The sequence below is a fragment of the Streptomyces djakartensis genome (assembly GCF_014651075.1).
Classification (GTDB): domain Bacteria; phylum Actinomycetota; class Actinomycetes; order Streptomycetales; family Streptomycetaceae; genus Streptomyces; species Streptomyces djakartensis.
Map to the genome: position 1 here is coordinate 302,784 of NZ_BMWE01000002.1, position 14,771 is coordinate 317,554.

Below are 14,771 nucleotides of genomic sequence, written 5' to 3' on the forward strand. Positions count from 1 at the left end.
TTCGAACCGCAGCCCGCAGAAGGCCACCCCTAGGGTGTGTCCGTCGGACAACAGCCCAAGCCACGATGGAAGAGCGTCAGTCCGCGCTGACGACGACGACCTCGTCCCCGGCCGTCCAGCGGCGCCGCTCGCTCTTGGGCGGATTGATCCGCACGCCGGGGCCGGGAGTCGTCGGGGCGCTGTCGCGGCTTCGGTAACCGATGGCGCATTCGCCGCGATCCCGTGCCGCGGCCACGACCGTGGCGAAGGACGTCTCACGGCCTGGCAGGACGTAGTCGGTGGCCGGCCGCATGCGCACGCCGGTGCCGTCGGCGGAGAACAGTTCCTCGAACACCGCGGCCAGATGCCGGTTCTGCGAGATCTGTGCCATGAGCAGGCCGATGAGCTTGCCACTGATGATCACGTCGGCTCCGGGGCTGATCGGGGCCAGCGCCCGGTTGCGGTCGTCGATCAGCTCGGTGACGACGGGCAGTTCGCGGCCGGTGGCCTCCTCCAGCTGACGGAGCAGCAGCAGGGTGACGAGGGTGCGGTTGTCCGGGTCGTCCGGCCGCTCCCCCGGAGCGGGGTCCTGGCCGAGCACGATCACACTGTCGTAGGAGTGCACGTCCAGGCGTCGCAGGGTCTCGGGGCGGGTGACGTCTCCGTGGTGCATGGTCAAGGTCAGGTCGCTGCCGCTGCGCGCGTCGGCCTCGCTCACCTGCCGGACGGTCACCTCACCGTCGTGCGCCACCACGTCGACGGCTGATCCGGGACGGGCGCGGCGGCACAACTGGTCGACTATGAGCGGTGCCCGGCGGTTCCAGCCCAGCAGGAGAACCCGCTCCGGCCGAGCGGGCGCGGAAGGGCCGGACGCGATCGCCGACTTGTCGACCAGCTCCGCGCAGTCGGCCGGCCAGGCCGTGTCGTCGTCGCGGGAGATGACGATGAGCAGGTCGTCCGGGGCTACGGTCGTCTGCGGCGGCGGGTTGAGCAGAGGGGTCTCCGCGCGCATCAACCCGACGACGCTCGACGTCGGGTAGGACAGCAGGGCGTCGCCGAACGGCCGGCCGGCCAGGTCCGGCGCGGTGACGAGGTAGAACTCGTCGCCGGCGAAGTCGAGGAGTTCCTGGTGGACCAGGGAGAGCCCGGGGCGGCGCGCGGCCTGGACGATCAGCCGGGCGGTGACGGTGTCGCTCTCCAGGATGACGCCGCCCGGTCCGGCGGCCAGCGAGGCGGCCAGGCGGTAACGGTCGTCCCGGACGGCGGCGACGACGGGCGGCCGGGATGTCTCCGCGGCCAGGGCCGCCCTCAGCGCCAGCAGCGTCTTGACCACCTCGGCGTCGGCGTCCGGCTCGTCGCGGGGCAGGACCAGCACGACACCGGCCGTGGCCGGGCTGGTGAGGGTGAGCACGGCCGGGTCGGTGGTGGGGCCGCTGCGGCAGATCAGCCGCGTGCGGCCGACGGGGCCCACCTTCGTGTTCAGGGCCTCCTCCATGGCGGTCTTGTCCCGGTCGGACAGCACGGCCACCGCCGTCCGCCGCTGGTTGGCGCCCGCGGCCACCAGCTCGCTCACCACCGTGAAGACCTGCTCCGACCACCCCAGGACCACCGCGTGCCCTTGTTCGAGCACGGTGGAACGGCCTCGCCGCAAGGCGGTGAGCCGCTCCGTCAGCGCCGTCGTGATCAACCCGACGAGCGTGGAGACGTACAGCAGGGCGACCAGGGCGAGCAGCACCGACATCGTCACGCGCAGCGGCGCGCCCGTCGCGCCGCCCAGCCGCAGTGTCTCCCCGGTGAGGCGCCATACCTGCGCCAGCCGGCCCGTGAGGGGCGCCGGCGCCTCGGGGTCGGTCCACACCAGCACCGCGCTGGCCGGGACGACGATGGCCAGGCACACCAGTGCCATCCAGCCGACGAGAGCGGAGGAGCCGCGGGCCAGCGTGCTGTCGAACCAGTAACGGGCCTTGTCACCGAACGGAGTGCGCCGCTGCACCACCCTTCCCCCTCCGTCGCCCGCACTCGGAGAGCACGGATGTGGACACGCAAGGGGCAGTGTGGAGGATCGGTCGCGGCGGCCGGCGGGGTTTGCCTCGGCCTTCATCCCTTCGGGTTTCCCGATCGCTCCCCTGCGGCGGACCCGCTGTGACGTCAGGGTTTGTCACCGTCTTCGCTCCTTCGAGTCAACGCCGGAGCGAAGGGCGGACGCCCGGTCACGACCGCCAGTACAAAGACCGCCATGACTGAAGATCACTCGGTGGCGCGCTCGGACGGCGGTTTCTCCCGGAGAGGCTTCGCGGCGGCGGCCGGCGCGGCCACGGCGGCGACGGCCCTCACCGGCGGTGTCGCCGCGGCTCTGCCCGCACCGGCGGCACCGGCCGCACCGACTGCGGCGGGCAAGGGCCGCGGCGCCGACTTCGACCGGTGCCTCGCCGTCGCCCGTGCCCTCCTCGTACTGGACTCCGACGACCGCCCCCTGGTTCCGCGCTACGAGCGTGTCCTGCGGAAGGGCCTGCCGACCGGGCGACGGGCCCGCCCCAGGAACGTGCTGGTGATCGGCGCCGGTCCGGCCGGTCTCGTCGCCGCCTGGCTGCTGAAGAAGGCGGGGCACCGGGTGACGGTGCTGGAGGCCAACGGCAACCGCGCGGGCGGACGCATCAAGACCTTCCGCAGCGGCGGTCACGAACGCGCCGAGCAGCCCTTCGCCGATCCCCGCCAGTACGCCGAGGCGGGCGCGATGCGCATCCCGGGCAGCCACCCCCTGGTGATGGAGCTGATCGACCAGTTCGGCCTGGAGAAACGGCGCTTCCACTACGTCGACGTCGACAACGAGGGGCGTCCCGCGGGCCGCACCTGGATCCACGTCAACGGCATCCGCGTACGACGCGACGAGTACGCCCGCGCACCCCGGCGCGTGAACCGGTCGTTCGGCGTGCCGAAGGCCCACTGGGACACCCCCGCGGCCGCCATCCTGCGCTCCGTGCTGGACCCGGTGCGTGACGAGTTCAGCTACGTGGGCCGCGACGGCAAGCGGGTCGGCAAGCCGCTCCCGGAGCGGCTGCGGGGCTGGGCCCGGGTGGTGCAGCGGTTCGGTGACTGGTCGATGTACCGCTTCCTGACCGAGCACGCCGGCTTCGACGAGCGGACCATCGACCTGATCGGCACCCTGGAGAACCTCACCTCACGCCTCCCGCTGTCCTTCATCCACAGCTTCATCGGCTCCTCCCTCATCAGCCCCGACACGCCCTTCTACGAGCTCGAGGGCGGCACCGCCGTACTGCCGGACGCCCTCCTGGAACGGGTGCGGGAGGACGTGCGCTTCGACCGCCGTGTCACGCGCATCCAGTACCACCACCCGGACCGTCCTTCGCCGGACACCACGCACGTCCGGGGCAAGGGCCCGCACGTGTGGGTGGACACCGTGTCCGAGGGCCGCGACGGGCCCGTCGTACGCGAGCAGTTCACGGCCGACGTCGCCGTGGTCACGGTTCCCTTCTCCGGCCTGCGCCACGTGCAGATCGCCCCGCCCCTGTCGTACGGCAAGCGCCGCGCGGTCAGCGAGCTGCACTACGACAGCGCGACCAAGGTGCTGCTGGAGTTCAGCCGTCGCTGGTGGGAGTTCGGCGAGGCCGACTGGAAGCGCGAGCTGAACGCCGTCGAACCGGGCCTGTACGACGCCTACCGCACCGGGCGCGCCGCCGCGGACGGCAGCCTGCTCGGCGCCCACCCCTCCGTGCCGGACGGGCACATCACGGCGGGTCAGCGCACCCACTACGCCGCCAACCGCGCGATCGTGCGCGACCAGCCGGAAGCGGTGGACGTCGTGGGCGGCGGCTCGGTGTCGGACAACGCCAACCGGTTCATGTTCCACCCGTCCCACCCGGTCGCGGGCAGTGCGGGAGGTGTGGTGCTGGCGTCCTACAGCTGGGCGGACGACGCGCTGCGCTGGGACTCCCTGGACGACGAGGCGCGGTATCCGCACGCCCTGTGCGGCCTCCAGCAGGTCTACGGCCAGCGCATCGAGGTCTTCTACACCGGCGCGGGCCGCACCCAGAGCTGGCTGCGCGACCCCTACGCCTATGGGGAGGCGTCCGTGCTCCTGCCGGGGCAGCACACGGAGTTGCTGCCCGCCATCCCCGTGCGTGAAGGGCCGTTGCACTTCGCCGGGGACCACACGTCCGTCAAGCCGGCGTGGATCGAGGGAGCCGTGGAGTCCGCCGTGCGGGCCGCGTTGGAGATCCACACCGCGTGAGCCGCGAGGTTCTTCGAGCCACGAGGTGGGGGGCCGCCCGGCCCCCCACGTCAGTCAGCAGGAACTGCCGCAGGACGACGAACTACCGCACGACGACGAACTACCGCAGGAAGAGGAACTGCCGCAGGACGACGAACTGCCGCCGGAGCAGGAGGCGGAACCGCCGCAGGAAGAGCCGGACGGCGAGCTGTCGCAGGCATCGCTCGCGGCATACCAGGACGAATCGCCGGAGAAGGTGCCCGTACTTCCTGTCGCCGATGCCGCACCCGGACCACTGCGTGCCGGCCACGCCCCGTACCCGTGGGCCTGCCGCCCCAGATCGTCCCAGGCACGCCGCCACGCCCGGCGCACGAGCACGGCACACAGCACGGCCACGCCCAGTGCGGCGGCCACCACGACCAACACCACGACCAAAGCGATCACGATCACGTCCCCCTTTCCCCGGGGCGAGCGCACCAGGTGCCCGGACCATGCCCCCGGGCGTGGCGCCTTCAATCTCCCCTTGAGGAAATCCAGAGGTACGCGGCACGCGGCGGCCGCGCGTGACGTCAGGAGGCGTTCGCGGTGGGGCCGATGCCCTGCAACTGGCGGACGATGCCGCCGAGTTTCGCGCGGAGCGGCTCGAGCATCTCCGGTTTGGCGCTGACCACCCAGCGCATGCCGACGAGGTACTTGCCCCCGTACACGCTGGCCGACTCCAGCCAGGTCTCCTTGAGTTTCTCCTCCGGGAAGGTGGTGATGAGGAAGTCGCCCTTCTCGGTGTGGCAGACGCCCTCGCGCAGTTCGTCCGCCTCGGTGCGGATCTTCACCTTGCATCCGGCCAGGCCGGCGATCACCTCCACCTTCGCCGGCGCGACGACTCCGGCGGCGGGAGCGGCGGACGTGCCCGGCGTCGCCGTCCTGCCGCTGCCGGCCGGCTTCGCGTCGTCACCACCGCCGCAGGCGGCGACCAGGGGGAGCACGGCCAGGGCGCCGGCCAGCGCCGCGGCGCGCAGCCGGTGGGTACACGACGGGTTCCGGTCGGTGGATCGTGCGTGCGGTTGCTGCTGGGACACGTCGCCTCTCCGAGTGCGGGCTGCCCTGCCCTGGCGGGCAGGGCAGGAGTACTCACGAAGGGGTACGTACGGGTGCCCGGAGCCGTTCACACCCTTTCCGCCGCCGGACTCGCCGCCCCGCCGAACTGGGTCCGGTACAACTCCGCGTACCGCTCCCCCGCCGCCAGCAGTTCCTCGTGCGTACCGCGTTCGACGATCCGGCCGGCCTCGACGACCAGGATCTGGTCGGCCGCCCGGACGGTGGAGAGCCGGTGGGCGATCACGATGGCGGTCCTGCCTTCGAGGGCTTCGGTGAGTGCTTCCTGGACGGCGGCCTCGGAGGTGTTGTCGAGATGTGCGGTGGCCTCGTCGAGGATGACGACGCGCTGCCGGGCCAGCAGCAGCCGGGCGATGGTCATGCGCTGGCGTTCACCGCCGGAGAGGCGGTAGCCGCGTTCGCCGACCACGGTGTCGAGGCCGTCGGGCAGGGACCGTACGAGGTCGTCGAGCCGGGCGCGGCGCAGGGCGTCCCACAGGTCGGTCTCCGTGGCCGTGGGGCGGGCCAGGAGGAGGTTGGCGCGGACGGTGTCGTGGAAGAGGTGCCCGTCCTGGGTGACCATGCCGAGGGTTTCCCTCAGTGACCGCGCGCTCAGGTCGCGGACGTCGATCCCGCCGACGCGTACCGCGCCCTCGTCGGCGTCGTAGAGGCGCGGCAGCAGTTGCGCGACGGTCGACTTGCCGGCGCCGGAGGAGCCGACGAGAGCCACGGTCTGGCCCGGCTCGGCGCGGAAGGAGATGCCGTGCAGGACCTCGTCGCCGCCGCGCCTGTCCAGGGAGGCGACCTCCTCCAGGGAGGCCAGGGAGACCTTGTCCGCGGCAGGGTAGGCGAAGCGGACGTCGTCGAACTCGATCGCCACGGGCCCCTCGGGTACCGGGCGGGCGTCCGGTTTCTCCTCGATGAGCGGCCGGAGGTCGAGGACCTCGAAGACCCGCTCGAAGCTGACCAGGGCGCTCATCACCTCGACACGGGCGCCGGCCAGCGCGGTCAGGGGTGCGTACAGCCGGGTCAGGAGCAGTGCCAGCGCCACCACCGCGCCGGGGTCCAGGGTGCCGCTCAGGGCGAGGTAACCGCCCAGGCCGTAGACCAGCGCCAGGGCCAGGGCGGAAACCAGGGTGAGGGCGGTGATGAAGGCCGCCTGGGCCGTCGCCGTCCGGACGCCGATGTCCGCGACCCGGCGGGCCCGCTCCGCGAACTGCGCCGACTCCTCCTCCGGGCGCCCGAAGAGCTTGACCAGGGTGGCGCCGGGTGCGGAGAAGCGCTCGGTCATGCGGGTGCCCATCGCCGCGTTCAGCGTCGCCGCCTCCCGCTGCATACGGGCCATCCTGCTGCCCATGCGCCGGGCCGGGATCACGAACACCGGCAGCAGCACCAGCGCCAGCAGGGTGATCTGCCAGGACAGCGTGAGCATCACGGCGAGCGTGAGCAGCAGCGTGACGAGGTTGCTGACCACTCCGGACAGGGTGTTGCTGAACGCGCGCTGGGCGCCGATGACGTCGTTGTTGAGACGGGAGACGAGGGCGCCCGTACGAGTGCGTGTGAAGAACGCGACCGGCATGCGCTGCACATGGTCGAACACGGCGGTCCGCAGGTCGAGGATGAGGTGTTCCCCGAGCGTCGCGGACAGCCTCCGGCCGAGGATGCCGAGCGCCGCCTCCGCCACCGCGATCAGCGCGATGAGCAGGGCCAGACGTACGACGGTGCCCTCGTCCCCGGCCGAGACGATCACGTTCACGACCCGTCCGGCCAGGACGGGCGTCGCCACGGCGAGCAGGGCGGTGCCCACGCCGAGCAGGACGAAGAGGGCGATGCGGCGCCGGTGCGGTCGGGCGAACGCACCGATGCGGCGCAGGGTGGCGAAGGCGAAGGGGCGGCGCTCCTGCTCGGCGTTCATGACGCTGTGCAGCTGTGTCCACGCTGTGGTCTCCATGCTCATGGCAGTGAAGGTAGAACCTCAAGCAACCTTGAGGTCAAGGCGCTCGCGTATCGCCCCCGGCATACCGCACAATCAGCCCGATCCCCCTCTCCGGCCCCCTTCTCCCCGCTCCCCCTCTCTCCGTCCCCCAAAGGCCCCGATGACGCTCTCCTCACAGCCGCTGTCCGCGCGTAAGGCGCCGTCCCCGCTCCCGCAACCCGCCGTTGGCGGGGCGTGGGAAGCCTCTGCGGATGTGACAGCGGTACAACTCCCCGAACTCCGCCCGCGACGACTCACCCGTCGCCTCCCGGTCCGCCGCCTGCGTCAGATCCTGTGTCTGCTTCCGCTGCTGCTCGTCACCGTGGTCGCGGTGCGCCACCGGTCGGTACTCGCCGAGGGCTTCACGCATCTGGCCACCGCCGAGTGGCCGTGGCTGCTGGCGGCTGCCGGCACGACCTGTCTGACCTGGGTCGCCGCCGCCTGCACCCGCCAGGGCGCGGTCGTCGAACGCCTGCCCGGACGGCGGCTGCTGGCAACGCAGTTCGCCGCGGGCGCGGCCAACCACCTGCTGCCGACGGGGCTGGGCGCGAGCGCGGTGAACCTGCGGTTCATGACGGTGTGCGGGTTGCCCCTGGCCCGCTCCTCGGCCGCCCTCGCGCTGTACCTGCTGGCGGAGAGCGTGGGCCGGGTCGCCCTGCTCGGCGCCCTGCTCATCGCGTTCCCGGACGCGCTGCGGCTCGGCACGCTGCTGCCCGAGGGGGCGTTCGGCCCGCTGCTGGCCGGTGCCGGCGCGGTGCTCGTCGTCGCGGTGGCGGTACTGGCCCTCGTCCCACGGGTGCGCTCCGCCCTGGTGTCCTTCCTGCGGACGGCACTCGGCGAGGCGCGCTCGGTGCACACCCGGCCGGCCCGCGCCCTGGCCCTGTGGGGCGGCTCGCTCACCTTCCCGGCGCTGCAGGCCTCCGTACTGGTCCTGGTGGGGCAGGCGCTGGGGCTGCCGGTGCCGCCCGCGCACATGGCGGTGGCCTACCTGGCGGCGACGGTCGCCGTCGCGCTGGTGCCCACCCCGGGCGGGATCGGCTCGGTGGAGGCGGCACTGGTCGTGGCACTGGTGGCGGCGGGCGGCCCGGCCGCGGTGGCCACGGCCGTGGTGATGGCCTTCCGGGTCATCACCGTCTGGCTGCCGCTGCTGCCGGGGGCGCTGACGCTGGGGGCGCTCGTCCGGCTGAAGGTGATCTGAGCGGCGAGATCTGTGCGCCGGAGCGCTGACGGCGCGTCATGTGCAGCAACTCACCCTCCGCTCGCCCCGGTCTCCGGTACGAAACCGCGCTCGGGATGCGGCAGGATGAACGACCGTGCCCATCGCAGGTCAGGGCGGTCGGGCGCGATACGGACATCCCGGAAACCGAGCAGGTGACGACGTGACGACACTTCACATCCGGCCGTCGGCGACAGAGTTCGCCGCAGCACTTCTCCCGGGAGGCGACCGGTGAACCGCGCGCTCACCGTGGACGACTTCGTCTTCGCCGGTATCGCCCTGGCGTCGGGCTTGCTGGCGGCCTTCGCGCTGAGCATGCTGCTGCGCTGGCTGGGCCGGCACGCCGACCGCACCCGCTGGACGGGGGACGACGTCATCGTGCACGCGCTGCGGGCCGTGGTGCCGTGGGCCGCGGTCGTGGGCGGCGTGGCGGGCGCGGCGGCGGTGCTGCCGCTGACCCGGACGGTGCAGCACCACACCAACCAGGCGCTGACGGTGCTGCTCATCTTCGTGGCGACGGTGTCGGTGGCACGGGTGGTGACCGGCCTGGTGCGCACGTTCACCCAGTCCCGTTCCGGTGTCGCCGGATCGGCCACGATCTTCGTCAACATCACCCGGATCCTGGTCCTGGCGATCGGTTTCCTGGTGGTGCTCCAGACGCTGGGGATCTCCATAGCCCCGCTGCTCACCGCTCTGGGCGTCGGCGGTCTGGCGGTGGCGCTGGCGCTTCAGGACACGCTGGCCAACCTGTTCGCGGGCATCCACATCCTCGCCTCGAAGACGGTTCAGCCCGGCGACTACATCCGGCTCAGCAGCAACGAGGAGGGCTACGTCGAGGACATCAACTGGCGGCAGACGACGATCCGCAACCTGTCCAACAACCTCGTCGTGATCCCCAACGGTCAGCTCGCCAAGGCGAACATGACCAACTTCATGCGCCCCGAGGAGCGGCTGACCATCCTGGTCCAGGTCGGTGTCGCCTACGACAGCGACCTGGAGCACGTGGAGCGGGTGACCAACGAGGTCATCGCCGAGACGATGGCCGAGGTCGAGGGCGCCGTGCCGGACCACGAGCCGATCATCCGGTTCCACACCTTCGGCGACTCCCGCATCGGCTTCACCGTCATCCTCGGCGTCGGCGAGTTCAGCGACCAGTACCGGATCAAGCACGAGTTCATCAAACGCCTGCACAAGCGCTACCGCGCCGAGGGCATCCGCATCCCCGCCCCGACCCGGACGGTGGCGCTCCAGCAGGGCGCGGCCGTCATCCCGCAGCAGCGGACCGGCGGGATCGAAGCGGGAGAGATGACCACCGCCCGGTTCGACTGAGGCCTCACGGGTTCAGCGCGTCGCCGACCATGATCCGGACCATCTGGGCGGGCGGCCGTCGGCGACGCCCCGTGGTCACCCGGTCACGGCAGGTCGGATGTCACCGAAACCGGTCGCGGACCCCTGTCGAGACGAGGTCGATCAGGAGATATCTTGATGTCGAGCAATGTTGCAGACGCGGAGCGGAGCACCCGGTGACTGACTCGACCATCATCTATACGCACACTGACGAGGCCCCGGCCCTGGCAACGTATTCCTTCCTGCCGGTGGTCCAGGCGTACGCCTCGCAGGCGGGTGTCGCCGTCGAGACCCGCGACATCTCGCTGGCCGGGCGCATCATCGCCCTGTTCCCGGAGTACCTGACCGAGGACCAGCGCATCCCGGACGCCCTCGCGGAGCTCGGCGAGCTGGCCAAGACGCCCGCCGCCAACATCATCAAGCTGCCGAACATCTCGGCGTCCATCCCGCAGCTCAAGGCCGCGATCGCCGAGCTCCAGGGCCAGGGCTACGCGCTGCCGGACTACCCGGACGACCCGAAGACCGACGAGGAGCGCGAGATCCGCGCCCGCTACGACAAGGTCAAGGGCTCCGCCGTGAACCCGGTCCTGCGTGAGGGCAACTCGGACCGCCGCGCCCCCGCCTCGGTGAAGAACTACGCCAAGTCCCACCCGCACCGCATGGGCGCCTGGACCTCCGAGTCCAAGACGGACGTGGCGACCATGGGCCAGAACGACTTCCGCTCCACCGAGAAGTCCGTGGTGATCGCCGAGGACGGCGCGCTGCGCATCGAGCTGGTCGGCGACGACGGCACCACCACCGTGCTGCGTGAGTCGGTACCCGTGCAGAAGGGCGAGGTCGTCGACGCCTCGGTGATGCGCGTCGCCGCGCTGCGCGAGTTCCTCACCGCTCAGGTCGCCAAGGCCAAGGCCGAGGGCGTGCTGTTCTCGGTGCACCTGAAGGCCACCATGATGAAGGTGTCCGACCCGATCGTCTTCGGCCACGTGGTGCGCGCCTTCTTCCCGAAGACGTTCGCGCAGTACGGCGACAAGCTCGCCGCGGCCGGCCTGACCCCGAACGACGGTCTGGGCGGCATCTGGAAGGGCCTGGACTCGCTGCCCGAGGGCGCCGAGATCAAGGCCTCCTTCGACGCCGAGCTCGCCGAGGGCCCGGAGCTGGCGATGGTCGACTCCGACAAGGGCATCACGAACCTGCACGTGCCGTCGGACGTCATCATCGACGCCTCCATGCCGGCCATGATCCGCACCTCCGGCCACATGTGGGGCCCGGACGGGCAGGAGCACGACGCCCTCGCGGTCATCCCGGACTCCTCCTACGCGGGCGTCTACCAGGCCGTGATCGAGGACTGCAAGGCCAACGGCGCCTTCGACCCCTCCACCATGGGCTCGGTGCCGAACGTCGGCCTCATGGCGCAGAAGGCCGAGGAGTACGGCAGCCACGACAAGACGTTCGAGATCGCCACCACGGGCACGGTCCGCCTGGTCGACGCGGGCGGCACCGCGCTCATCGAGCAGACCGTCTCGGCCGGTGACATCTTCCGCGCCTGCCAGACCAAGGACGCCCCGATCAGGGACTGGGTGAAGCTGGCCGTCACCCGGGCCCGTGCCACCGGCGACCCGGCCGTGTTCTGGCTGGACGAGACCCGCGCGCACGACGCCAACCTGATCGCCAAGGTCGAGCAGTACCTGACGGAGCACGACACCGAGGGCCTGGACATCCGGATCCTGTCCCCCGTCGAGGCGACCAAGCTGTCGGTGGAGCGCATCCGCCGGGGCGAGAACACCATCTCGGTCACCGGCAACGTGCTGCGCGACTACCTGACCGACCTGTTCCCGATCCTGGAGCTGGGCACCAGCGCCAAGATGCTGTCGGTCGTGCCGCTGATGGCGGGCGGCGGCCTGTTCGAGACGGGCGCGGGCGGCTCGGCGCCGAAGCACGTGCAGCAGCTGGTCAAGGAGAACTACCTGCGCTGGGACTCCCTCGGTGAGTTCTTCGCCCTGGTGCCGTCCTTCGAGCAGTACGCCAAGGTCACGGGCAACGCCCGCGCCCAGGTCCTGGCCGACACCCTCGACCGGGCCACGGCGACCTTCCTCAACGAGGACAAGTCCCCGACCCGGCGCGTCGGCGGCATCGACAACCGCGGCAGCCACTTCTACCTGTCCCTGTACTGGGCGCAGGAACTGGCCCGGCAGACCGACGACGCGGAGCTGGCGAAGGCCTTCGCGCCGCTCGCCGAGACGCTCGCCGCCAACGAGCAGAAGATCGTCGACGAGCTGATCGCCGCGCAGGGCAAGCCGACCGACATCGGCGGCTACTACCAGCCCGACCCGGCGAAGGCCGCGGAGGTCATGCGCCCGTCCGCGACGTGGAACGGCGCCCTGGCGTCCCTGAGCTGACGCCGTCGGCCCCGGGGCGGTCGACCCGCCCGAGGGCATGCGAACCCGCCCCGACCGGCATAGTGTCCGGTCGGGGCGGGGTCGTCTCCAAACCGGCCGGGGCCCCGAGGGCGCCCCTTGATCACGTCCCGTGGAGCCGCCGCATGACCGACGCCCCGCACTCCTTCGGCGTCCTGCCCGGCGCCGGGCGCTCCCCGGTGATCCTGCACGTGCCGCACGCGGCGCGGGAGATCCCGCCGTCCGTACGGGCGGACATCGTCCTGGACGACGAGGAACTCGCCCGGGAGCTGGACCACATCACCGACGCGCACACGGCTCGGATCGCCGAGGTGGCGGCGGGCCTGGCCGGCGTCACGCCGTGGCGGTTCGTCAACCGGCTGTCGCGGCTGGTGGTCGATCCCGAGCGGTTCCCCGACGAGCGGGAGGAGATGCGGGCCGTCGGCATGGGCGCGGTGTACACGCACACCACGCACGGCGAGGTGCTGCGGCCCGGGCACGTCGAGGCCGGGCCGCTCGTCGAGCGGTACTTCCTGCCGTACGCGAGGGCGATGACACAGGCCGTGCGGGAGCGTCTGGCGGCCACCGGGCGGGCGGTCGTCATCGACGTGCACTCGTATCCCAGCGCGCGGCTGCCGTACGAGCTGCACGGGGAGGGGCCCCGGCCGCCGGTGTGTCTCGGCACCGACCCCTTCCACACCAGTGACGGGCTGCTGGAGGCCGCGCGGACGGCGTTCGGGGAGACGGAGCTCGACAGCCCGTTCAGCGGGGCCTACGTACCGCTGGAGTTCTACGGGAGCGACCCGCGGGTCGAGGCGCTCATGGTGGAGATCCGCCGGGACACGTACATGACCGAGCCGGGCGGCCCCGCCGGACCCGGCCTGGAGCGGCTCGCCGCCGCGCTGGCCGGCCTCGTGGACGCCGTGTCCCGCTGACTCGGCAGCGGCGGGTCCCGGCCGTGAAACGGAGAGGCCGCACCGGAGTTCTCCGGTGCGGCCTTCGACCTGCTGCCTCACAAGTCGGGACGACAGGATTTGAACCTGCGACCCCTTGACCCCCAGTCAAGTGCGCTACCAAGCTGCGCCACGTCCCGATGCGTCTCGCGCGGGTGAACCGCTTGATCACGCAGGTCAACCCTACCGCATGGGGGGGCGGGCTCAGCCCCGCGGCCCCCGGCGGCGGCCGATCCCCGCTCCGGTCCGGCCGGCGAGGCCTGCTGTCGAGACGGCGACGGCGAGCACGGCCCACCAGGGGATCTCCGCCGTGGCCGCATGACCGGCACCGGCCGCGACGGCCAGCAGCGCCGTGACGGCACTTCCGGTCAGTCCGGCACCCCGCCGGCGCCGAGTCCCGTCCACGTCCTCCACGTCCTCGTCCCCCTTCGGGTCGACGTCCGGGCATATGCCGCAAACAATACGCGACGTTGCCGGTAACTCCCTACCTGGGCAAACGGGTTGAGACGGACGGAGTCAGGAGGGCGGTGCCGTCGTGCCCCGGATCTCCAGCGTCGGCGCCGCCAGGTGCAGCCGGCCCTCTCCCCCGGCCCGCTCGAACCGGTCCAGGAGGAAGCGGGCGGCCCGGCGCCCGACCTCGTGTCCGGCGTTGTCCACCGTGGTGAGCCACAGGTGACGCAGGCGGGAGATGCTCGTGTTGTCGTAGCCGACGACGGACACGTCGTGCGGGACGCGCAGGCCCAGTTCCCCGGCCGCCGACAGGGCGCCGACGCAGGTGATGTCGTTGACGGCGAAGACGGCGGTGGGGCGGTCGGGCCGGCTGAGGAGACGGACGGCCGCCCGGTAGCCCCCCTCCTCGGTCATGTCGCCGGTCTCGACGACGGCCCGGTCGGCCAGCCCGCGTTCCCGCATGGCCGCCTCGAAGCTGCGGCGGCGAAGTTCGCCGACGGCCCCGTACCCCGCGAGGTGGGCGATGCGGCGGTGGCCGAGGCCGATGAGGTGCTCGGTGACCAGCCGGGCGCCCCTCTCGTCGTCGCCCGCGACCTGGTCCACCCCGGGCGGCACCGGCTCGCGGGTGCCCGCCAGGACGACGGGCATCCGGTCCGCGACCGTGCCGAGGGCCGCCGGCTCGGGCAGTGTGCCGACCACGACCAGGCCGTCCACGCCGAGGTCCAGGAGCGGATCGGCCGGGTCCTGGCCGGTGCGGCGGCTGAGGCGGGCGTCGGCCAGCAGCATGCGCAGGCCGCCCGCGTGCAGCAGGGAGTTCAGGCCATCGAGAAGGTCCACGAACCAGGGGTTGCGCAGGTCGTCGAGGAGGACGCCGACCATGGGGGTCCCCCCTGCTCGAGCGGAGCCGAGAGCTTGGGGGAGGGTGCGCTGTTCGCTGAGGCTGCGGGCGGCGGCGTTGGGCCGGTAGCCGAGCTCCCGGGCGGCACGCAGCACGGCCTCCCGCTTCTCGGGGCGAACCTGGCCGGAGCCACGCAGCACAAGGGAGACCAGCGACTTGGAGACGCCGGCCCGTTCGGCGACGTCACGAATGGTCGGCGGCCTCATGAGTGGACCGTTCCATGCGGGCCAGGCGCTTGTC

General features: G+C 71.9%; 11 protein-coding genes and 1 tRNA gene. 5 read left to right on the forward strand and 7 right to left on the reverse strand.

What is annotated here, in order from left to right; all coding sequences use genetic code 11:
- Window positions 1-76: 76 nt before the first annotated feature.
- The gene (locus IE212_RS04875; protein WP_190196432.1) at window positions 77-1,975 is read right to left on the reverse strand and encodes a CASTOR/POLLUX-related putative ion channel; all 1,899 of its coding nucleotides are present in this window, start codon (window positions 1,973-1,975) and stop codon (window positions 77-79) included.
- 240 nt (window positions 1,976-2,215) lie between these two features.
- On the opposite strand from IE212_RS04875, the gene lgoX reads away from it, so the two are divergent.
- On the forward strand, window positions 2,216-4,228 hold the full coding sequence (lgoX, locus tag IE212_RS04880; protein WP_190196433.1) for an L-glutamate oxidase LgoX: 2,013 nt from the start codon (window positions 2,216-2,218) through the stop codon (window positions 4,226-4,228).
- A 100-nt stretch (window positions 4,229-4,328) separates the two neighbouring features.
- Here lgoX and IE212_RS04885 read toward each other — a convergent pair whose 3' ends face one another.
- The 3 genes from IE212_RS04885 to IE212_RS04895 all read right to left on the reverse strand — a co-directional run bounded on the left by IE212_RS04885 (window position 4,329) and on the right by IE212_RS04895 (window position 7,250).
- A complete protein-coding gene (locus tag IE212_RS04885; protein ID WP_190196434.1) occupies window positions 4,329-4,517 on the reverse strand; it encodes a hypothetical protein in 189 nt (62 codons plus the stop codon).
- Window positions 4,518-4,776: 259 nt separating this feature from the next.
- A complete protein-coding gene (locus IE212_RS04890) occupies window positions 4,777-5,283 on the reverse strand; it encodes a hypothetical protein (protein ID WP_190196435.1) in 507 nt (168 codons plus the stop codon).
- Window positions 5,284-5,369: 86 nt separating this feature from the next.
- The gene (locus IE212_RS04895; protein ID WP_190196614.1) at window positions 5,370-7,250 is read right to left on the reverse strand and encodes an ABC transporter ATP-binding protein; all 1,881 of its coding nucleotides are present in this window, start codon (window positions 7,248-7,250) and stop codon (window positions 5,370-5,372) included.
- A 322-nt stretch (window positions 7,251-7,572) separates the two neighbouring features.
- Between IE212_RS04895 and IE212_RS04900 the strand changes: the two genes are divergently transcribed.
- The 4 genes from IE212_RS04900 (at window position 7,573) to IE212_RS04915 (ending at window position 13,165) form a co-directional block, all read left to right on the forward strand.
- Complete coding sequence (locus tag IE212_RS04900) at window positions 7,573-8,472, forward strand: lysylphosphatidylglycerol synthase transmembrane domain-containing protein (protein WP_190196615.1); 900 nt, start codon at window positions 7,573-7,575, stop codon at window positions 8,470-8,472.
- Window positions 8,473-8,721: 249 nt separating this feature from the next.
- Window positions 8,722-9,819 carry a mechanosensitive ion channel family protein gene (locus IE212_RS04905; protein ID WP_190196436.1) on the forward strand — a complete coding sequence of 366 codons (1,098 nt, stop codon included), beginning with the start codon at window positions 8,722-8,724 and terminating at the stop codon, window positions 9,817-9,819.
- A gap of 194 nt (window positions 9,820-10,013) precedes the next feature.
- Window positions 10,014-12,233 (forward strand): NADP-dependent isocitrate dehydrogenase, encoded by a 2,220-nt coding sequence (locus tag IE212_RS04910; RefSeq protein ID WP_190196437.1) that lies wholly within the window; start codon window positions 10,014-10,016, stop codon window positions 12,231-12,233.
- A gap of 143 nt (window positions 12,234-12,376) precedes the next feature.
- The gene (locus tag IE212_RS04915; RefSeq protein WP_190196438.1) at window positions 12,377-13,165 is read left to right on the forward strand and encodes an N-formylglutamate amidohydrolase; all 789 of its coding nucleotides are present in this window, start codon (window positions 12,377-12,379) and stop codon (window positions 13,163-13,165) included.
- A gap of 84 nt (window positions 13,166-13,249) precedes the next feature.
- Here IE212_RS04915 and IE212_RS04920 read toward each other — a convergent pair.
- The 3 genes from IE212_RS04920 to IE212_RS04930 all read right to left on the reverse strand — a co-directional run bounded on the left by IE212_RS04920 (window position 13,250) and on the right by IE212_RS04930 (window position 14,737).
- Window positions 13,250-13,323 (reverse strand) — tRNA-Pro (locus IE212_RS04920).
- Window positions 13,324-13,387: 64 nt separating this feature from the next.
- Entirely contained in the window at window positions 13,388-13,597 is a 210-nt protein-coding gene (locus tag IE212_RS04925) for a hypothetical protein (protein WP_190196439.1), read from the reverse strand.
- 102 nt (window positions 13,598-13,699) lie between these two features.
- Window positions 13,700-14,737, reverse strand: coding sequence for a LacI family DNA-binding transcriptional regulator (locus IE212_RS04930; RefSeq protein WP_190196440.1), 1,038 nt, complete (start codon window positions 14,735-14,737; stop codon window positions 13,700-13,702).
- Window positions 14,738-14,771: the final 34 nt, after the last annotated feature.

Excerpts from the sequence above, each read along its gene's own strand:
- IE212_RS04915 (WP_190196438.1), top strand. The coding sequence starts at position 12,377 with ATGACCGACGCCCCGCACTCCTTCGGCGTCCTGCCCGGCGCCGGGCGC.
- lgoX (WP_190196433.1), top strand. The coding sequence starts at position 2,216 with ATGACTGAAGATCACTCGGTGGCGCGCTCGGACGGCGGTTTCTCCCGG.
- IE212_RS04930 (WP_190196440.1), bottom strand. The coding sequence starts at position 14,737 with ATGAGGCCGCCGACCATTCGTGACGTCGCCGAACGGGCCGGCGTCTCC.
- IE212_RS04895 (WP_190196614.1), bottom strand. The coding sequence starts at position 7,250 with ATGGAGACCACAGCGTGGACACAGCTGCACAGCGTCATGAACGCCGAG.